We start from the raw sequence: 20,028 nt of genomic DNA on the forward strand, positions 1-20,028 counted from the left end.
AACTGGCAGGTCATTATCATATCGTCTGGAGTATGCAATGCCGTGTGAAGAACTGGATATCGTCTGGAATAATATTAAAGCCGAAGCCCGGGCTCTGGCTGACTGTGAGCCGATGCTCGCCAGTTTTTACCACGCTACGCTACTCAAGCATGAAAATCTGGGCAGTGCGCTGAGCTATATGCTGGCCAACAAGCTGGCTTCGCCGATTATGCCGGCGATCGCCATTCGCGAAGTGGTCGAAGAGGCCTATGCCGCCGATCCGGAAATGATCGCCTCCGCCGCCTGCGATATTCAGGCGGTGCGCACGCGCGACCCGGCGGTGGATAAATACTCCACGCCGCTGCTCTACCTGAAGGGTTTCCATGCGCTGCAGGCCTACCGTATCGGCCACTGGCTGTGGACTCAGGGCCGACGTGCGCTGGCGATTTTCCTGCAAAATCAGGTCTCCGTCTCCTTCCAGGTGGATATTCACCCGGCGGCGAAAATCGGCCGCGGGATCATGCTCGACCACGCCACCGGCATTGTGGTCGGCGAAACGGCGGTGATTGAAGATGACGTCTCTATTCTGCAGTCGGTCACCCTCGGCGGTACCGGTAAAACCAGCGGCGACCGTCACCCGAAAATTCGCGAAGGCGTGATGATTGGCGCCGGGGCGAAGATCCTCGGTAACATCGAAGTGGGACGTGGGGCGAAGATTGGCGCCGGTTCGGTGGTATTGCAGCCGGTTCCGCCGCACACCACCGCGGCGGGCGTACCGGCGCGCATCGTTGGCAAGCCGGAGAGCGACAAGCCGGCGATGGACATGGATCAGCATTTCAACGGCATCCACCACACCTTCGAGTACGGCGACGGGATTTGATGTATTGCCATTTGCCGCTGTTAAGCTTAGATATGTAGCCCGGATAAGGCGCGGTGCGCCGCCATCCGGGAATGGCTCAGGTTAGCTGCGCAACACGGCGCCCGGATACCCCAGCTGGCGCCAGGCTTCATACACCACCACCGACACCGCGTTTGACAGGTTCATGCTGCGGCTGTCCGGCATCATCGGAATACGGATTTTCTGCTCTGGCGGCAGGGCATCGAGGATGCTGGCCGGCAGACCGCGGGTTTCCGGGCCAAACATCAAGAAATCGCCATCCTGATAGCTCACTGCGCTGTGCGCCGGCGTGCCTTTGGTGGTCAGGGCGAACAACCGCTGTGGCTGCGCGCTGGCGAGAAACGCCGCGTAATCCGCATGGCGCTGCACGGCAGTGAACTCGTGATAGTCCAGTCCGGCGCGTCTCAGGCGTTTATCGTCCCAGGTAAAGCCCATCGGCTCAATGATATGCAGACTGAAGCCCGTGTTGGCGCACAGGCGGATAATATTCCCGGTGTTCGGCGGGATCTCTGGTTCGAATAACACGATGTTCAGCATACTGCCCCCTTAATTGCGGGGGGCAGAATAGCAGATATTTGGCGAACCCTCACCCCGACCCTCTCCCTGAGGGAGAGGGGGAAAACCGGCGCCGGTCGGTGGATCGGAGGGTGCGGGTAAAGGACTCACCCATCAGTCGATACTTCTCGTGGACAGAGGCTCAGGGAAACGCCGCCGCTAACCTGTCTGCCGGACAGTCCCCTCTCCCTGAGGGAGAGGGTTAGGGTGAGGGGAGAGAATGACGCCGCCGCCTACGCGGCGTTATTCTGCTTGAGCGCATCGAAGGTCTGCAGCGCTTCGGCGTTCTGCACCAGCGAATCACGGCTGATTTCACGGATGGTTTTCGCCCCGGTCAGGGTCATCGCCACTTTCATTTCTTTTTCGATCAGGTTCAGCAGATTCGCCACGCCCTGCTTACCGTGGGTCGCCAGGGCGTACAGATACGCGCGGCCCAGCAGTACGCTGTCGGCGCCCAGGGCAATCATCCGCACCACATCGAGACCATTGCGGATGCCGCTGTCGGCGAGAATGGTAATGTCGCCTTTCACCGCGTCGGCAATCGCCGGCAGGGCGCGGGCCGAGGAGAGCACGCCATCGAGCTGGCGGCCGCCGTGGTTAGAGACCACAATGCCGTCAGCGCCGAAGCGCACCGCGTCGCGGGCGTCCTCCGGATCGAGGATCCCTTTGATCACCATCGGACCGTCCCAGAAATCGCGGATCCACTCGAGGTCTTTCCATGAAATCGACGGATCGAAGTTATTCGCCAGCCAGCCGATGTAATCCTCCAGACCGGTCGGTTGGCCGAGATAGGCGGAGATATTGCCCAGATCGTGCGGGCGACCGTTAAGGCCGACGTCCCACGCCCACTGCGGATGAGTCACCGCCTGCCAGTAGCGGCGCAGGGCGGCGTTCGGGCCGCTCATGCCGGAATGGGCGTCGCGGTAGCGGGCGCCAGGGGTCGGCATATCGACGGTAAAGACCAGCGTCGAGCAGCCGGCGGCCTTGGCGCGCTCCAGCGCATTGCGCATAAAGCCGCGGTCGCGCAGGACGTATAACTGGAACCACATCGGGCGTTTGATGGTCGGGGCGACCTCTTCAATCGGGCAAACGGAAACGGTAGAGAGGGTGAACGGAATGCCTTTGTCGTCCGCCGCGCCGGCGGCCTGCACTTCGCCGCGGCGAGCGTACATGCCGCACAGCCCGACCGGCGCCAGCGCCGTCGGCATCGCCAGCTTCTCATTGAACAGAGTGGTCTCGAGACTCAGATCCGACATATTGCGCAAAATACGCTGGCGCAAGGCCACATCGGACAGGTCCTCGACGTTACGGCGCAGGGTATGTTCGGCGTAGGCGCCGCCGTCGATATAGTGGAACAGAAACGGCGGCAGGATACGCTGTGCGGCGGCGCGATAGTCGCTGGCGGCGGAAATAATCATCACGAGTTCTCCCTGGAATTTTCATTGTGGTCACCGGGCAGGCGGGTAATTCGCGCCTGGCGGGCCTGGTCTTCATCAAAACGTTTAATCGTGGCGTGGACAAAACCTAAGTGGCCCATCATCGCCTGGCGCGCCGCCTCGGCGTCACCGGCAACAATAGCCTCCATAACGGCCTGGTGCTGTTCAGTCAGGCGGGCAAACACCGGCGGCACCAGATACATGCGCTGGCGGCTCTGCTTAACGGAGGAGTGCAGCAGGTCGAAAAAACCGCGCATGGTTTGCAGGAGCACCACGTTATGCGAGGCTTCGGCGATGGCCAGATGGAAGCGGACATCCGCCTGCGAGGCGATATCCGGGTCTTCACTCTGGGTCGCTTCAAAGCACAGACGAATTTTTTCTTTATCGGCGTCGGTGGCCCGCATCGCTGCGTGCCACGCGGTGCTGGCCTCGATGGCGTGGCGGGCTTCGAGGATGTCGAAGCTGTAGTCCGGGTCATCGGCCAGCAGCGTCTTCAGCGGCTGGACGATGTTTTGCTCCGACCACGGTTCATGCTGCCAGCGGACGAAGGTGCCGCCGCCGCGACGGCTCAGCAGCACGCCTTCATTGACCAGCATCGCCAGCGCTTCGCGCAGGGAATTGCGCGAGACGCCGAGCTGGGCGGCGAGCTGGCGTTCAGCGGGCAGTCGCATGCCCGCCTCCAGCTGTTGTTCTTCAATCAGCGCCCGGACGCGACGCGCCACGTCGTCGGCCAGGCGTTTAGGCATCACTATCACGGGATCATCCAGGTTAAAACGTAGGCCTGCAGCGTGGTGATCAGGCCCACCATGCAGGTGAAGATCAGGCTGTGTTTGACGGTAAAGCGGAACAGATCCGACTCTTTACCCACCAGGCCTACCGCGGCGCAGGCGATGGCGATCGACTGAGGGGAAATCATCTTGCCGGTGACACCGCCGGTGGTGTTGGCCGCGACCAGCAGAATATCGGAGACGCCAATCTGCTGCGCGGCCGTTGCCTGCAGTGCGGCGAACAGGGCGTTAGACGAGGTATCCGAACCGGTCAGGAATACCCCCAGCCAGCCAAGGAACGGCGAGAAGAAGGTAAACGCGTGGCCGGTATGCGCCAGCGCCAGGGCCAGGGTCGACGACAGCCCGGAGTAGTTGGAGATAAAGGCGAACGCCAGCACCATGCCGATAGAGTAGATCGGCAGCGCCAGATCCTTCAGCGTCCCGGCGAAGGTGGTCAGCGCGTCTTTTGGCTTCATGCGCAGCCAGACGATGGACAGCAGGGCGGCGAACAGAATGGCGGTGCCGGTTGCCGACAGCCAGTCGAATTTATACACCGCGGCGTATGGCGTCGCGGCGCTAACCACCGGCGGCATACGGGCAACCATTTTGTCGAGGAACGGCACCGAAATATTGATCACGAAGTCATACATTGCGCCGCCCGGTGCGAACAGCGCTTTAAACGGCGGTACGCTCCACAGGGTCACGGTGGCGGTCAGGAACAGGAACGGCGACCAGGCGCGGATCACTTGTCCCGCCGTGTAGCGGGTGCGGGCCAGCGTCATATCCACCTGCGAGGCGCCGATATCGCCGAAGCGGAAGATGCGTACCGGCTGCCAGCGTTTGAGGAACAGGGTCAGACAGACCAGGGAGACCAGCGACGAGATGATGTCCGGCAGCTCCGGGCCAAGGAAGTTAGAGCTGAGGTACTGGGCAATAGCGAACGAACCGCCTGCCACCATCACCGCCGGCCAGGTCTCTTTGATGCCGCGCCAGCCATCCATGATGGCCATGATCCAGAACAGGACGATAATGGTCAGGAACGGCAACTGGCGGCCCACCATCTGGCCGATAGCAAAGCTGTCGATACCGGTCACCTGGCCGGCGACCAGGATCGGGATGCCCATCGCGCCGAAGGCCACCGGCGCGGTGTTGACGATCAGGCACAGGCCAGCCGCATACAGCGGGTTAAACCCAAGGCCGACCAGCAGCGCGGCGGTAATCGCCACCGGCGCGCCGAAACCCGCCGCCCCTTCGAGAAAGGCGCCGAACGAGAAGCCGACGATCAGCATCTGCAGGCGCTGGTCCGGCGTAATCGACAGAATCGATGAGCGGATGATGTCGAACTGCCCGGTCTTCACCGAGATTTTATAGACGAAGACCGCGGCGATAATAATCCACGCGATAGGCCACAGGCCGTAGAAGAAGCCGTAGACCACCGAGGCTAAGGCGCGGTCCACCGGCATTTTATAGAACAGCAAGGCGACGGCCAGCGCAATAGCGACGGTCCAGGTGGCTGCGAGGTAGCCTTTCAGTTTGAGCTTAATCAGCGCAAAAAAGAAAAACAGAATCGGTAGCGATGCGATAAGACTGGATAACCAGATATTACCGGCGGGATCGTAGTTTTGTTGCCAGAGATTCATGCAGGGTCTCCATCGGGCCGCCAGGAGAGGAGGGCTGAGTCTGCGCTCATTGCCGATCCCATCGTAGGTAAAATTGGCCCGGCCAATTAAGGGTATCAGGGTTGATGACAACGAATGGTTAATCAGATGTTGCTCTTAAGCAACGTGTTTGTGATGTATTTTGATGGATTTGTGAACTGCTGGGGGGTAGATGAAATTATTGGTTGGACCAATCGACCTGGCTGAGGGTAAAAATGTGGGAAGTGAAGACAGAATGACCCTCTCCGGGCGGAGAGGGCAGGGGATCAGAATTCGCTGCGGGCGAAACCGGTCATCTCTTTCAGACCCATTTCCCGGCCCAGGGCGGTCATCGGATGGACGACCACCAGACCGCGAACGCTTTTCTTCAGCTTGCCCATATCGGCCTGCTCTTTTTTGGTGATCGCGCGGCGGAACGGCAGGCTCATTAGTTTCTGCGCCTCTTTGCTCAGCTTCTGGCTCTGGACGGAACGCAGACGTTCAATCTCCGCTTCCAGGGTGGCTTTTTCTTTTTCCAGCTCGGCGTATTTGTCGGCGGCTTCCACCAGCGACAGCTCGGCCTGCTGATGGCGGATGGCGTCGAGACGGTCGCTCAGGCGCTTGATTTCATTTTTTTCGACTTCTTTCATGGTGACTTAATCTGTTAATAAAGGGGCTTCATTCGCCTATAGTATGTGCCGTGACCGCCATTGTTGATAGTTATTTATCAAAAATTCGCCGTTTATCGCCCGCAGAATGCTATACCAGCGCTCGCTAATAATTTGAATTTTATTAATATTCCACCTAATACCCGTTCTAATTTCATTTCTGTGAAGCCCGTCGGCAGATAAGCACGTTTTCCTTAACCCGCGCCGGTGATTTGGCTAATGCTTAATCAGATTATTCCCAAAAGGAGGACGTGATGGCAAAGATCGGCGACGGCGTACCACGTTTAATCGATAAAGCGGTTGATTTTATGGCTTCCAGTCAGGCGTTTATGGAGTATTTGAAAAAATCTCCGCGTCTGCAGCATATACCGCGAGATATTCCCCAGGATAAGGAAGCGTTGTTTCTGCAGCGTCTGGAATATTATCGTCAGCTTTACCGGCCGACCTGCGACCAGACGGAGCCGGAGTCAGAGCGTTGATTTCTGGAAGGCTTTTTTTAAGCTGATTCGCGAAATCAGCTCAGTCAGGGACAACACCATTGTTGAGCGCACCATCTGCTGGTAACGCAGCTTCTGCATTGCCAGCAGTTCGGCATCGCTGTCATCAAACTGCGGCGTTGGCGGCAGGGCGGCGACGCAGTGCAGCTCGCCGAACGGCCCGATAATTTCGTCGTCGGTAAAGCTGTACTCATTGCCGTCGTGGTTAAGCTCTTCGCGCAGGGCCATCAGCAGTTCGGCGTCTTCATATTCGGCACGACTTATCACCCCAAGGCCATAAATCAGCTTCAGGCGTACAGAGAGATCGCCGAGCGGCCCGCTGCCCTCCAGCAAGGGCTCGACGGCGTATTTCACCGCGTAGTCGTCTTTACGGAACACCTGAAGCACCAGAATATTGACCGCTTCCGTTAACAGTTCGACGGTGGCGATCAGGAAGCTTCGTACGGTTTTGCCAGCATTCAGACGCTCAAGCACACGGTTTTCAAATGCTTGTGTTTCTTCCATCATTGCCTGCATATCTGACAGGAGTCGTAATGGGCGCGACGTTGGTCGCGCCAGGTTGTGCATCATTTTTCCGCGTTGTAGTCGTTAACGGCCTCCGCGACGACATCACTTGCGGCATCCAGGCCGGAAATCTGCGCCAGCGCGGCCTGCGGCCCCTTGTCGGCGATCAGGGCTGCCAACTCCTGCGCCTGCGGATCGTCTTCGCTACGGAAATGCATCGCCGCTGCAATCCCTTTCACCAGGTTGCGGTGCGGCAGACCGTATTCCAGGGTACCCAGCAGCGGCTTAATTAAACGGTCGCCAGCGCTCAGTTTGCGCAGCGGCTGACGGCCAACGCGCTCAACATCGTCTTTCAGGTACGGGTTCTCGAAACGTCCAAGAATTTTCTGGATATAAGCCGCGTGTTTCTGCGGGTCAAAGGCGTAACGTTTGATCAGCACCGCGCCGCTCTCTTCCATCGCGCCCTGCACGACGGCACGAATTTTCTCGTCGAGGATCGCGTCGCGAATCGTCTGGTGGCCCGCCAGTTTTCCGAGGTAGGCGGTTATAGCATGCCCGGTGTTCAAGGTGAAGAGCTTGCGTTCGACAAATGCCATCAGGTTATCAGTTAATTCCATTCCCGGGATAGTCGGCAGCGCTCCTTTGAACTGCGTCTTATCGACAATCCACTCGCTGAAGGTTTCCACGGTGACTTCCAGCGGGTCATGGGTGGCGGAAGCCGATGGCGGCACAATACGGTCAACGGCAGAGTCGACAAAGCCGATATGGGCTTCAACCCACGCTTTATCTTCTTCCGCCAGCGCGTTAAACACGTGGCCTTTTAACTGCGTGGTGCCGCGCACCATATTTTCGCAGGCGATAATGTTCAGCGGACGTTCGCTGCCCTGCGCTTTGCGCTTCGCCAGTCCTTTGGCGATGGCCGGGGCGATGCGCTCAAGTACGACGGGACCGACGGCGGTGGTGACCAGATCCACCTCAGCGATCAGGTCCACAACCTCATCGCCGATGCTGCTGACGGCATTGACGCCGGAGACAGTATCCACTTGCTCATTCTCACCGACGACGTGAACCTGATAGCTATGACGGGCATTCAGGGCATCAAGTACGGTCTGATTGACATCGGCGAACGTCAGTTCAATGCCCGCGTCGGCCAGCAATTTACCGATAAAGCCACGTCCGATATTACCTGCGCCAAAATGTAATGCTTTCATAGTATTAACCTTCAATTAATGTTTTTACCTGAGAGGGCTGGGGTGAGGCTTTTCCCCTCACCCAAACCCTCTCCCAAAGGGAGAGGGAATGGACCGCTTTGGTTATTTATTCAACAGTGCCAGAACTTCGTCGACGCTGGTGGTTTTCGCCAGGCGCTCAATCACGGTTTCGTCATCCAGGGCGTTAGTCAGGCTGGTGATAACCTGAATATGCTCGTTGTTGCGGGCCGCGATACCGATCACCAGGCGGGCGACATCGTCTTCATCTTCCCCGAAGCGCACGCCTTCCGGGTACTGGCAGAAGACGACGCCGGTTTTCAGCACACGGTCTTTCGCTTCGATGGTGCCGTGCGGGACCGCGATGGACTCGCCGAGATAGGTCGAGGTCAGTTTTTCGCGGTCCAGCATCGCCTGCACATATTCCGGCTCGACGTAGCCGCCTTTCACCAGCTGCTCGCCGGCGAAGCGAATGGCTTCTTCTTTGGTGGCTGCTTTGCGCCCGAGGAAGATGTTATCCGCACCCAACTGGAACAGGTTTTTGTCACCATCATCAAAGCTGTCTTTCAGGCTATCGGTAACTTTCACTTCATTCTCGATGTGGCGCTGGGCCGCGACCAGACGCTCGGTCAGGCTGGTGTACAGACCGCTGTCGAGGAAGTTGGTCAGCGAAATATGCTGCGCCTGTGGTACCTGGCGCATCGCCCGCTCGGTCAGGTCACGGTGAGTGATGACCAGGTCAACATCCGGCGGCAGGTTATTGATCGCGCTGTTGGTAACCGAGATGTTACTCAGTCCGGCATCCTGCACTTTCTTGCGCAGCACCCCGGCACCCATGGCGCTGGAACCCATCCCGGCGTCGCAGGCGACGATGATTTTACGCACATGGCTCAGGTCGTTGGTGACATTACCGGCCGCCAGCGGGCTGGCACCTTTGGATTCCGCTTTCATGTCATGCATACGACGCGTTGCGGCTTCGATATCGTCTTCTTCTTTTACCTTGCTGGTCTTCAGCAGAACCGCAGAGACCACGAAGGAGACCGCCATCGCTGCGATAATCGCGGCGATGTTAGCGAAGTAGGCGCCTTTCGGCGTCATCGCCAGCACCGCCAGGATAGAGCCAGGGGAAGCCGGAGAGACCAGACCGCCATTGAGGATGGTCAGGGTGAAGACACCGGTCATCCCGCCGAGGATAACGGCCAGGATCAGACGTGGGTTCATCAGCACGTACGGGAAGTAGATTTCATGGATACCCCCCAGGAAGTGGATGATAGCCGCCCCGCCTGCTGACTGTTTTGCGCTGCCGCGACCAAAGAACATGTATGCCAGCAGAACGCCCATCCCCGGACCCGGGTTAGCTTCAATCAGGAAGAAGATAGATTTACCCAGCTCGTGGGACTGCTGAATACCCAGCGGCGAGAAGATACCGTGGTTAATGGCGTTATTGAGGAACAGGATTTTTGCCGGTTCCACGAAGATAGACGCCAGCGGCAGCATGTCGTGCGCCACCATAAAGTTAACGCCAGCCGCCAGAATTTTCGACAGAACTTCAACCGCCGGGCCGATGCCGAGGAAGGCCAGAATGGCGAGGATCATCCCGATGATGCCAGCGGAGAAATTATTCACCAGCATTTCAAAACCGGATTTGATCTTACCGTCTACCCAGTTATCGAACTTCTTGATGCAGTAGCCGCCCAGCGGGCCGGCAATCATTGAGCCGAGGAACATCGGCATATCCGCGCCGACGATAACGCCCATGGTGGTGATCGCCCCGACCACGCCACCACGTTCGCCGCCGACTAATTTACCGCCGGTGTAACCGATCAGCAGCGGCAGCAGGTAGGTGATCATCGGACCGACCAGCTTCGCCAGCGTTTCGTTTGGCAACCACCCTGTCGGAATGAAAAGCGCGGTGATGATACCCCACGCGATAAACGCGCCGATATTCGGCATCACCATATTGCTGAGGAAACGACCAAAGCTTTGCACCTTGATCTTGATATCGGATGACATAAAACACCCCTTCTTCTGTTTTGCGTATCGCGCAGGCTTAAAGCCCGAGGTTTGTTGTTAATGTGGCGGCAGAGGTAGCCGGGCCCTGATTGATAGTGCGAAATCTGGCACTGAATCGTTTAGCTGTCCAGCCAGCGCCTTTTTGTGTGATTCGGATCACATGAATATAGGGGGCAAAGCGCTTTTTGTAGTGACGCTGATCACATAATTCCTGTGTAAAAAAACAACACAGCGCCTTTTTAGCCGCTGATCTGCCTTTTTGTGTGATGTTTGTCACAATTTTGTTTCGTGGTTTTGTTGTTTGTTTGTGATTTTGATCACAAAGAATTTCACGGTGGATTTTTGCCGCTGTGATCTCGGCCCGGTTTTGCGGCCAGGGCGAGATGGCTCTGTAACTAAGCAACCTTAACTGCCGAATAACTTTTTTACGCCGGATGGCAAAAATGAAAGGCGTGAATTATGCTCAAAATAGCGGCCCGAATGTCAGTGGGTCGTGAATAAAATTCATATAAATTATTAGCGTAAAGCCGAGGGAATTATGTTTCTCAATTATTTTGCGCTGGGCGTTCTGATCTTCGTTTTTCTGGTCATTTTTTATGGGATTATCATTATTCACGATATTCCTTATTTGATCGCCAAAAAACGCAACCACCCTCATTCCGATGCTATTCATGTCGCCGGATGGGTCAGTCTTTTTACTCTCCACGTCATCTGGCCGTTTTTATGGATTTGGGCCACGTTGTACCAGCCTGAGCGCGGCTGGGGCATGCAGCATAAGGCGAATACGGCCCCTGATGAACCTGAAAAAGAGACCGATATACAACAGCTTCGCCAACGACTGAGCGACCTTGAACACCAGGTGGCGGCCATCCAGCGGCCGCAGTCCACCTCTGCGGCGGAGAAATAATCTATGGATCTGTTGATAATTTTGACCTACGTGGCCATCGCCTGGTCGATATTTAAAATCTTCAAAATACCGGTAAATAAATGGACGGTACCTACCGCGGCGCTGGGGGGCGTATTTATTGTTAGCGCGCTTATTTTATTAATGAACTATAACCACCCTTACACCTTTCTGGCGCAAAAGGCGGTGATATCTATTCCTATTACGCCGCAGGTTACCGGAGTGGTTAACAGCGTCACCGACAAAGCGAATCAGCGCGTCAAAAAGGGTGAGGTGCTTTTTACTATTGACCCGGCGCGCTATCAGGCGCGGGTCGACCGTCTGCAGGCCGACCTGGTGACGGCGCTGCACAGTATTAACACCCTCAAAGCGCAGCTCTCTGAAGCCCAGGCCAACACCACCCGCGTGTCGGCGGAACGCGATCGCTTATACAAGGACTATCAGCGCTACCTGAAAGGGAGCCAGGCGCGGGTGAACCCGTTCTCGGAAAGCGACATCGATAACGCCAGGCAGAATTACCTTGCCCAGGACGCGCTGGTCAAGGCGTCGGTGGCGGAGCAGGCGCAGATCCAGAGCCAGCTGGACAGCATGATCAACGGCGAGCAGTCGTAAGTGGCCAGCCTGCGCGCCCAGCTGGCGGAGGCGAAATATAATCTCGATCAGACCACCGTGCGGGCGCCAAGCGATGGGTATATCACCCAGGTGCTGATCCGTCCGGGGACCTATGCCGCCTCGCTGCCGCTGCGTCCGGTGATGGTGTTTATCCCCGAGCAAAAACGGCTGATCGTCGCCCAGTTTCGGCAAAATTCCCTGTTAAGGCTGGAGAAAGGCGACGACGCGGAAGCGGTGTTTAACGCCCTGCCCGGGCAGGTGTTCCACGGCAAACTGGTGAGTATTTTACCGGTGGTGCCGGGAGGAAGTTATCAGGCGCAAGGGGCGTTACAGTCGCTGACCGTGACGCCGGGCAGCGATGGCGTGCTGGCGACCATCGAGCTCGACCCCAATGCCGAAATTGATGCGCTGCCTGATGGTATCTACGCGCAGGTGGCGGTCTACTCCGACCATTTCGCCCACGTCTCGGTGATGCGTAAAGTGCTGCTGCGGATGACCAGCTGGATGCACTACCTCTATCTCGATCATTAATGCGATCGGCGGCAGGTTGAGCGGGACGCTCACCTGCCTTTTGCCCCGCCCTGAGCCATACTCATATCTTTGTTGGCGATAATTTGTTGGCGATAAGGAGCAGGTTATGAAACTGATCGGCAGCTACACCAGTCCCTTTGTGCGCAAAATCTCCGTGATCCTGCTGGAAAAGCGCATCCCTTTTGAGTTTGTCAACGAATCCCCCTACAGCGAAAGCAACGGTGTGGCGCGCTATAACCCGCTGGGCAAGGTACCGGCGCTGGTGACGGACGACGGTGAGTGCTGGTTTGACTCCCCGGTCATCGCCCAGTATCTGGAGCTGCTGGGCGTGGCGCCGCCGATGATCCCCGCCGACCCCAGAGCCGCTCTCAGGATGCGTCAGCTAGAGGCGCTTGCGGATGGGGTGATGGAGGCCGCCCAGGCGCTGGTGCGTGAAAAGGCTCGCCCGGGCGCGCAACAGTCAGAGCAAGAGCTGCTCCGCCAGCGGGAGAAAGTGGCTCGCGGCCTCGACCGGCTGGAAGCCTGCGCGGCAGACGGAACGCTGCGCGGCGACGAGGTTAATCTGGCGACCATTTCAACGGCCTGCGCCATTGCTTATCTGAACTTTCGCCGGGTCGCGCCCGGCTGGTGCGCCACCCGGCCGCAACTGGTGAAGCTGGTGGATGCGTTGTTCCAGCGCGCCAGCTTTGCGCGTACCGAACCGCCGCGGACTTGACCCAGGCAGGTAACAGTTTGCGCAAGGAGGCGTTACAATCGCCGCTGATTGTTGACTCCCTCTCCCGTCGGGAGGGGGGAAAATAACTTACCGCCAGGCCCATTCATGACTACCGATATTCGTGCGCTTTATACCCGGCTTCCGGCCATTGACCGCTTACTACGCGACCCCGCTTTTTCTCCCCTGCTGGCGCAGCACGGCCATTCGCAGGTGGTGGCGCAGCTGCGCCAGATGCTGGATGAGGCGCGGGAACAGATTAGCCAACGGCAGACGCTCCCTGACTGGAGCCATGACTGGCTGCACGCCTGTGAGCAGCGGCTCACCGCCGGCCAGCGGAGCGCCCTGCGTCCGGTGTTTAATCTCACCGGTACGGTATTGCATACCAATCTGGGGCGCGCCATCCAGGCGGAGTCGGCTGTGGAGGCGGTTGCCAGCGCGATGCGCGCGCCGGTGACGCTCGAATATGATCTCAACGACGCCGGGCGCGGCCATCGCGATCGCGCCATTGCCGATCTGCTGTGCCAGATCACCGGCGCGGAAGATGCCTGTATCGTGAACAACAACGCGGCGGCCGTTCTGCTGATGCTGGCGGCCACCGCCAGCGGCCGCGAAGTGGTGGTTTCCCGCGGCGAACTGGTGGAGATCGGCGGCGCATTTCGCATTCCTGATGTGATGCGTCAGGCGGGTTGTCAGCTGCACGAAGTGGGTACCACCAACCGCACCCATGCCAAAGACTATCGTCAGGCGGTGAATGACAATACCGCGCTGCTGATGAAGGTTCACACCAGCAACTACAGCATTGAAGGCTTTACTAAAGCCGTCGACGAAGCGGAGCTGGCGGCCATTGGCCGCGAACTGGACATCCCGGTGGTGGCCGACCTGGGCAGCGGGTCGCTGGTGGATCTCAGCCAGTATGGCCTGCCGAAGGAGCCGATGCCGCAGGAGATGATCGCCGCCGGGGTGAGCCTGGTCAGTTTCTCTGGCGACAAGCTGCTCGGCGGCCCGCAGGCCGGAATTATCGTCGGCAAACGCGCGCTGATTGCCCGGCTGCAAAGCCATCCGCTGAAGCGGGCCCTGCGCGCGGATAAAATGACCCTCGCGGCGCTGGAAGCCACGCTGCGCCTCTATCAGCACCCGGAGGTGCTGACGGAGAGATTACCGACGCTGCGCTTGCTCACCCGTCCGGCGGAAGAGATCCGCCGGCTGGCTGAACGCCTGCTGCCTGACCTGGCGGCACACTATGCTGACTTTGCCGTCAGCGTGGCAGCCTGCCAGTCGCAGATTGGCAGCGGTTCGTTACCCGTTGACCGCCTGCCCAGCGCGGCGTTGACCTTTACCCCGCATGACGGCCGCGGCAGCCGGCTGGAGGCGCTGGCTGCCCGCTGGCGCGCGCTGCCGTGTCCGGTGATTGGCCGCATTGATGATGGTCGGCTCTGGCTGGACCTGCGCTGTCTGGAAGATGAAACCCGGTTTATGGAGATGTTGTTACGATGATTATTGCCACCGCTGGACATGTTGACCACGGCAAAACGACGCTGCTGCAGGCGATAACCGGCGTAAATGCCGATCGTCTGCCGGAAGAGAAAGCGCGGGGAATGACGATCGATCTCGGCTATGCCTACTGGCCGCAGCCGGACGGGCGGGTGCTGGGATTTATTGACGTTCCCGGGCACGAAAAGTTTTTGTCCAACATGCTGGCGGGGGTAGGGGGTATTGACCATGCGCTGCTGGTGGTGGCCTGCGATGACGGGGTGATGGCGCAAACCCGCGAACACCTGGCGATCCTGCAGTTGACCGGAAAGCCGACGCTGACCGTGGCGCTCACCAAAACGGACCGCGTGGCGGCCGCCAGGGTGGAGGAGGTCCGGGCGGAGGTCGAGCAGACTCTGCGCGAGCTGGGCTTTGACGCCGTCGCTTTCTTTCCCACCGCGGCGGCGGAAAACATCGGTATTGCCGAACTGCGCAGCCATCTGCTGCAGCTTGCAGAGCGCCCCCGCCCGCAGCAGCAGCGGTTTCGCCTGGCGCTGGACCGCGCTTTTACCGTCAAAGGGGCAGGGCTGGTGGTCACCGGGACGGCGCTCTCCGGTGAAGTACGGGTCGGGGATACTCTGTGGCTCACCGGCGTGAACACGCCGATGCGCGTGCGGGGTCTGCATGCCCAGAATCAAGCGGTTGAGCAGGCGCACGCCGGGCAGCGCATTGCGCTGAATATTGTCGGCGATGCACAGAAAGAGGCAGTGCACCGCGGCGACTGGCTGTTGTCCTCACCGCCGCCGGAGCCTGCGGAACGGGTGATTGTCGAGCTGCAGTGCCATACGCCGCTCAGCCAGTGGCAACCGCTGCATATTCACCATGCTGCCAGCCACATTACCGGCCGGGTGTCGCTCCTCGAGGACAACCTGGCGGAGCTGGTGCTGGATACCCCGCTGTGGCTGGCGGATAACGACCGGCTGGTGCTCCGCGATATCTCTGCGCGTATGACGCTGGCCGGCGCACGGGTGGTGACGCTGGATCCCCCGCGTCGTGGCAAACGTAAACCGGAGTATCTGCAGTGGCTGCACGCCCTGGCGGCAGTTGGCGCTGACGATGCGCCGGCGCTGGAGTTGCATCTGCAGCGGGATGCCGTCCGGCTTGAGCGCTTCGCCTGGGCGCGGCAGCTCAGCGAAGCCGGAATGGCGGCCCTGATCCAGCGACCGGACTATCTGCAGGCCGGACAGCGCCTGCTCAGTGCGCCGCTTGCCGCCCGCTGGCAGCGAAAATTGTTGGATGCCCTGGCGCGCTACCATGAGCAGCATCGCGACGAGCCGGGCCCTGGCCGGGAGCGCCTGCGCCGCATCGCGCTGCCGATGGAAGATGAAGCGCTGGTGCTGCTGCTGATTGAGCAGATGCGTGAGAGTGGCTTAGTCCACAGCCATCACGGCTGGCTGCATTTGCCGGAGCATAAAGCCGGGTTTACCGACGAGCAGCAGGCGGTCTGGCAGAAGGTGGAGGCTCTTTTCGGCGACGATCCGTGGTGGGTGCGCGATCTCGCGCGCGAAGTCCATGTTGAAGAGTCCCTGATGCGCGCGGTGCTGCGCCAGGCGGCGCAGCAGGGGATGATTACTGCGATCGTCAAGGATCGTTACTACCGCAACGATCGCATTGTGCAGTTCGCCCAACGGGTGCGCGAGCTGGATCAGCTGCGCGGATCAACCTGCGCCGCGGATTTCCGCGACACCTTAAACGTCGGGCGTAAGCTGGCGATTCAGATCCTGGAGTATTTCGATCGGATTGGCTTCACCCGCCGTCGCGGTAACGATCATATCCTGCGCGATAAGGCGTTGTTTCTGTAATCATTCACGCCAGCTCCCCGGCGTCCTGCCGGGGAAGAGAGGCGGTTGGCGTCAGTTTTGCCCGTAATAGGCGTTCGCGCCGTGCTTGCGCAAATAGTGTTTATCCAGCAATACCGACTGCATCTCCGGCAACTGAGGCGAGAGCTGGCGCGAGAACAGCCCCATATACGCGCACTCCTCAAGCACCACGGCATTATGTACGGCGTCTGCGGCGTCTTTTCCCCAGGCGAACGGACCGTGTGAATGGACAAGTACCGCCGGAATCTGTGCTGGATCGAGGTGTCGTTCTTCGAAGGTCTGAATAATCACTTCGCCGGTCTGATACTCATATTCCCCGTTAATTTCCTCTTCGGTCATCAGGCGGGTACAGGGGATCGCGCCATAAAAGTAGTCGGCGTGGGTGGTGCCCCATGCGGGCAGATCGAGACCCGCCTGCGACCAGATCGTCGCGTGGCGGGAGTGGGTATGCACGATCCCGCCGATCTGCGGATAACGGCGATAGAGTGCCAGATGGGTCGGCGTGTCCGATGACGGCTTTTTACCGCCAGCCACTATCTTGCCGCTGGCGATCTCGACCACCACCATATCCTCGGCGGTCATCACGTCGTATTCCACGCCGGAAGGTTTGATCACCATCAGCGTGCGGGTTTCATCGACCGCGCTGACGTTGCCCCAGGTAAACGTCACCAGCTGGTGCGCCGGGAGCGCCAGGTTGGCCGCCAGCACGTCGGCTTTTAACTGTTCTAACATGCGAATCCTCCTTCCTGCATCCGCGCTTCTATCCAGCGTCGGGCCTGGATAATTTCCAGTACCGGCTCTTTGGCTTTTTCCGTCCACATCTCAATCAGAAATGCGCCGCGATAGTTCAGCTCATGCAGCGTTTTGAAGATGCCAATGAAATCCACACAGCCTTCGCCAAACGGTACGTCGCGGAACTGACCTGGGCTCTGCGCGGTCACCGGCTGGGTATCTTTTAAATGAATGGCGGCGATGCGATCGATACCCAGCTTCAGCTCGGCGGTGACGTCGTTTCCCCAGGCGCTAAGATTGCCCACGTCGGGGTAGACCGAGAACCACGGCGAGGCGAGCATCTCATCCCACTTTTTCCATTTGCTGATGGAGTTCATAAAAGCGGTATCCATGATCTCCACCGCCAGCATCACCTGCGCCGCTGCGGCCTGTTCCACTGCCCACGCCAGCCCTTCGGCAAAGCGCTGTTGGGTACCTTCATCATGCGCTTCGTAATAGACGTCATACCCTGCCAGCTGAATGGTGCGGATGCCGAGATCGCGCGCCAGACGGATGGCTTTACTCATGATCTCTCGTGCCCGTTGGCGCACGGCCGCATCGCGGCTGCCAAAAGGGAAACGGCGATGCGCGGAGAGGCACATCGACGGGACCGCCACGCCGGTTTCCAGCATAGCGGTGACCAGCGAGGCGCGCTGTGTTGCGCTCCAGTCGAGACGCGACAGCCGCTCGTCGGTCTCATCCACCGACATCTCGACGAAATCGAAACCGCAGCTTTTCGCCAGCACCAGCCGTTCCGGCCAGCTGAGATCTTTCGCCAGTGCTTTCTCATAGATCCCTAACGGATGGTTACGCATGCTTATCTCCCCAGATCGCGTCGATCTGCGCATGGAACGCCGCGGCGACCTGCGCCGGTTGCGGTGCTCCGGCTAGCGCGCGACCAGCAATAAACGCTTTTACCTGAATATCTTTGAACAAGGGCAGATCGGCTGGGGTGATGCCACCGGTGATCGACAGCTGAAGGCCGATATCTGAGAGTGCTTTCATCCGCGCCAGATCGACGTCACTCCACTGTTGGCCGCTGGCCTGGGCGTCGCGGCCGCGATGGTAAATCGCCTGGCGGACGCCGGTGCGGTACCAGGCGCGAGCGTCATCCAGCGTCCAGTTGCCAAACAACTCCATCTGTATTTCACCGCCGCAGCTTTGCGCGACGGCGTGGCCCTTTTCCACCGTGGCGAGGGGCGCGGCGCAGATGATGGTCATCCAGTTGGCGCCAGCGGCAAAGGCCTGCTGAGCCAGCGTTTCTCCCGCATCGGCAACCTTCCAGTCGGCGACGATGATTTTATCCGGACACTGGGCGCGCAGGGCTTTCACCGCGCTAAGGCCTTCTGTTAAGCAGAGGATGGTGCCGGCTTCAACGATATCGACGTGGTCCTGTAACAGGGCGACATCGCGGCTGGCCGCTTCAAGGCTGGTATGGTCGAGCGCCAGTTGCAGTAATGGTCGGCTCATAATGCATGCTCCTTAATACGGGCGTGGTAGCCCTGTAGTGCTTCAATCAAATGTTGGTAATGGCAATATTTTTGCTGGTAGCGCGCGTGGGCGGACATGTCAGGCAGCAGCGTGCGCACCGGGTGCTGAAGGTGGCGGCAGGCATCGTTGAAATCGCGATAAACGCCAGTGCCGACCCGGGCGGCGAGCGCGGCGCCAAAGCAGCCGGTCTCCTCTACCTGCGGCAGCTCGACGCGCAGGCCGCTGACGTCCGCCAGCATCTGCATCCAGACGTCGGAGTGCGCCGGGCCGCCGGTGACGCGCAGGGCCTGCACGTGGGTAAAGCGTTCGCGCATGCGGTTGAGGTGGGTCATGTGGCTGAACACCACGCCCTCATAGACCGCCTGCAGCAGATGCGCGCGGGTGTGGAGCGCCTGCATGCCATAGAAGCCGCAGGTCATCTCCAGCCCGGCGTTGCTGCCGTAGAGAAACGGCAGAAAAAAGAGGTCGCTACCGGCCTTTGGCAGGCCGGCGACGGCCTGATTGATATCGTCAAAAGAGAGTTCGCCCCACTGGGCGGTGAACCATTCGAGGTTGCCCGACGAGGTGGGGCTGGCTTCGTGAACAATGTACTGCCCGTCGTTGACGTAGCGGCCGTAGACGTAAGGGTGCGCTTCATGGTCGCGCAGGCCACGGGTGATCCCGCTGGTGACGGCCCAGGTGCCCATCACCGCGTTGAGCGTGTATTCATCTTTGATACCGGCGCAGAGTGCGGTGGAGACCACATCAAACAGACCGCCGACGACGGGGGTTCCCGCCGCCAGACCGGTGATGGCGGCTGCCTGAGCGGTGATCTCCCCGCCTTTTTCTGCTGAACCGACGAGAGGTGGCAGCGCACCGTCAATTTCGCCGATACCCAACCATTGGGTCAGACGCGGGTCGTACTGGCCGCTGGTCATGTTGTAGAGATTGGATTCAGAGATGTTGCTCTCTTCGCACCCTTTCACGCCGGTCAGGCGCCAGCGCAGATAGTCATGGCCCATCATCACGCAGCCAATTTGCGCGTAGCGCTGCGGTTCATGTTCTTTCACCCAGCGCAGCAGCGAGGCCGGATGTCCGGTCCATAGGGTCTGGCGGGTGACGGGATAGAGCTTTTCCGGGATCCCATCCTGTTGCCAGCGCTGGACGATCGCCAGCGCCCGGCGGTCGGAAGAGAGCATGGCATGGCCCAGCGGGCGATCCTGTTTATCAAGCAGGAACAGCCCCTTGCCCTGCGCGGAGATGCCCACGCCTTTAATTTGTTCACCGCAGATACCGGTACGTCGTAACAGCCCGGCGATGGTGGCGGCGCACTGCTGCCAGAGCTGGTCCATGTCGCGTTCGGCATAACCTGGCAAAGGCGACAGCGTCTGCAGTGATTGTCGGTTAATGCCATGTTCACGGCCTTGCGCGTCATATAATCCGGCTTTCAGATAGGTACCACCGCAGTCAATGCCCAGCCAGAAGCGTGCTTTCTCACTCATTTTTTATCTCT

General features: G+C 59.3%; 18 protein-coding genes and 1 pseudogene. 7 read left to right on the top strand and 12 right to left on the bottom strand.

Features of this window, described 5'->3' with window-relative positions; translation table 11 throughout:
• Positions 1 to 37: 37 nt before the first annotated feature.
• The gene (gene cysE / locus DTA24_RS00995) at positions 38 to 859 is read left to right on the top strand and encodes a serine O-acetyltransferase (protein ID WP_002922426.1); all 822 of its coding nucleotides are present in this window, start codon (positions 38 to 40) and stop codon (positions 857 to 859) included.
• Between the two features lie 81 nt (positions 860 to 940).
• Here the strand turns inward: cysE and trmL are convergent, their stop codons facing one another.
• From trmL to DTA24_RS01020, 5 genes are all read right to left on the bottom strand, one after another.
• Positions 941 to 1,414, bottom strand: coding sequence for a tRNA (uridine(34)/cytosine(34)/5-carboxymethylaminomethyluridine(34)-2'-O)-methyltransferase TrmL (trmL, locus tag DTA24_RS01000; protein WP_004205043.1), 474 nt, complete (start codon positions 1,412 to 1,414; stop codon positions 941 to 943).
• Between the two features lie 251 nt (positions 1,415 to 1,665).
• The gene (gene lldD, locus DTA24_RS01005) at positions 1,666 to 2,850 is read right to left on the bottom strand and encodes an FMN-dependent L-lactate dehydrogenase LldD (RefSeq protein WP_008806858.1); all 1,185 of its coding nucleotides are present in this window, start codon (positions 2,848 to 2,850) and stop codon (positions 1,666 to 1,668) included.
• Positions 2,850 to 3,623 (bottom strand): transcriptional regulator LldR, encoded by a 774-nt coding sequence (gene lldR / locus DTA24_RS01010; RefSeq protein ID WP_008806859.1) that lies wholly within the window; start codon positions 3,621 to 3,623, stop codon positions 2,850 to 2,852. Before lldR ends, lldD begins: the two co-directional genes overlap by 1 nt.
• Entirely contained in the window at positions 3,620 to 5,275 is a 1,656-nt protein-coding gene (lldP, locus tag DTA24_RS01015; protein WP_008806860.1) for an L-lactate permease, read from the bottom strand. The genes lldR and lldP overlap by 4 nt, the downstream gene beginning before the upstream one ends.
• Positions 5,276 to 5,559: 284 nt before the next feature.
• The gene (locus tag DTA24_RS01020) at positions 5,560 to 5,922 is read right to left on the bottom strand and encodes a YibL family ribosome-associated protein (protein ID WP_008806861.1); all 363 of its coding nucleotides are present in this window, start codon (positions 5,920 to 5,922) and stop codon (positions 5,560 to 5,562) included.
• Positions 5,923 to 6,194: 272 nt separating this feature from the next.
• Here DTA24_RS01020 and DTA24_RS01025 point away from each other — a divergent pair, with 272 nt between their 5' ends.
• Positions 6,195 to 6,419, top strand: a complete 225-nt coding sequence (locus DTA24_RS01025) for a hypothetical protein (protein ID WP_012540317.1) — start codon at positions 6,195 to 6,197, stop codon at positions 6,417 to 6,419.
• Here DTA24_RS01025 and mtlR read toward each other — a convergent pair.
• The 3 genes from mtlR to mtlA form a co-directional block, all read right to left on the bottom strand.
• On the bottom strand, positions 6,408 to 7,004 hold the full coding sequence (gene mtlR / locus DTA24_RS01030; RefSeq protein ID WP_002922401.1) for a mannitol operon repressor MtlR: 597 nt from the start codon (positions 7,002 to 7,004) through the stop codon (positions 6,408 to 6,410). The genes DTA24_RS01025 and mtlR overlap by 12 nt on opposite strands.
• Positions 7,004 to 8,152, bottom strand: a complete 1,149-nt coding sequence (mtlD, locus tag DTA24_RS01035) for a mannitol-1-phosphate 5-dehydrogenase (protein ID WP_008806863.1) — start codon at positions 8,150 to 8,152, stop codon at positions 7,004 to 7,006. Before mtlD ends, mtlR begins: the two co-directional genes overlap by 1 nt.
• Positions 8,153 to 8,254: 102 nt before the next feature.
• Complete coding sequence (gene mtlA, locus DTA24_RS01040; protein ID WP_004173919.1) at positions 8,255 to 10,162, bottom strand: PTS mannitol transporter subunit IICBA; 1,908 nt, start codon at positions 10,160 to 10,162, stop codon at positions 8,255 to 8,257.
• Between the two features lie 538 nt (positions 10,163 to 10,700).
• Between mtlA and DTA24_RS01045 the strand changes: the two genes are divergently transcribed.
• The 5 genes and pseudogenes from DTA24_RS01045 to selB all read left to right on the top strand — a co-directional run bounded on the left by DTA24_RS01045 (position 10,701) and on the right by selB (position 16,256).
• Positions 10,701 to 11,069: a DUF3302 domain-containing protein gene (locus DTA24_RS01045; RefSeq protein WP_004152044.1), complete on the top strand. Its 369-nt coding sequence runs from the start codon at positions 10,701 to 10,703 to the stop codon at positions 11,067 to 11,069.
• A gap of 3 nt (positions 11,070 to 11,072) precedes the next feature.
• Positions 11,073 to 12,209, top strand: a pseudogene (locus DTA24_RS01050) (HlyD family secretion protein).
• 106 nt (positions 12,210 to 12,315) lie between these two features.
• Positions 12,316 to 12,924 carry a glutathione S-transferase gene (locus DTA24_RS01055; RefSeq protein WP_004145238.1) on the top strand — a complete coding sequence of 203 codons (609 nt, stop codon included), beginning with the start codon at positions 12,316 to 12,318 and terminating at the stop codon, positions 12,922 to 12,924.
• 105 nt (positions 12,925 to 13,029) lie between these two features.
• A complete protein-coding gene (gene selA, locus DTA24_RS01060) occupies positions 13,030 to 14,418 on the top strand; it encodes an L-seryl-tRNA(Sec) selenium transferase (RefSeq protein WP_046882244.1) in 1,389 nt (462 codons plus the stop codon).
• A complete protein-coding gene (selB, locus tag DTA24_RS01065; RefSeq protein ID WP_023340821.1) occupies positions 14,415 to 16,256 on the top strand; it encodes a selenocysteine-specific translation elongation factor in 1,842 nt (613 codons plus the stop codon). The genes selA and selB overlap by 4 nt, the downstream gene beginning before the upstream one ends.
• Positions 16,257 to 16,307: 51 nt before the next feature.
• Here selB and araD read toward each other — a convergent pair whose 3' ends face one another.
• From araD to DTA24_RS01085, 4 genes are read right to left on the bottom strand one after another with little or no spacing between them, the layout of a single operon-like run.
• Positions 16,308 to 17,006: an L-ribulose-5-phosphate 4-epimerase gene (gene araD / locus DTA24_RS01070; protein WP_043874966.1), complete on the bottom strand. Its 699-nt coding sequence runs from the start codon at positions 17,004 to 17,006 to the stop codon at positions 16,308 to 16,310.
• Positions 17,000 to 17,860, bottom strand: coding sequence for an L-ribulose-5-phosphate 3-epimerase (locus tag DTA24_RS01075; RefSeq protein WP_032736535.1), 861 nt, complete (start codon positions 17,858 to 17,860; stop codon positions 17,000 to 17,002). Before DTA24_RS01075 ends, araD begins: the two co-directional genes overlap by 7 nt.
• Complete coding sequence (gene ulaD, locus DTA24_RS01080; RefSeq protein WP_032736534.1) at positions 17,853 to 18,515, bottom strand: 3-keto-L-gulonate-6-phosphate decarboxylase UlaD; 663 nt, start codon at positions 18,513 to 18,515, stop codon at positions 17,853 to 17,855. The genes DTA24_RS01075 and ulaD overlap by 8 nt, the downstream gene beginning before the upstream one ends.
• A complete protein-coding gene (locus DTA24_RS01085; protein ID WP_039102639.1) occupies positions 18,512 to 20,017 on the bottom strand; it encodes an FGGY-family carbohydrate kinase in 1,506 nt (501 codons plus the stop codon). Before DTA24_RS01085 ends, ulaD begins: the two co-directional genes overlap by 4 nt.
• Positions 20,018 to 20,028 lie beyond the last annotated feature (11 nt).

It is taken from the genome of Klebsiella sp. P1CD1 (assembly GCF_003790505.1).
In the GTDB taxonomy this organism is placed as follows: Bacteria; Pseudomonadota; Gammaproteobacteria; order Enterobacterales; family Enterobacteriaceae; genus Klebsiella; species Klebsiella variicola.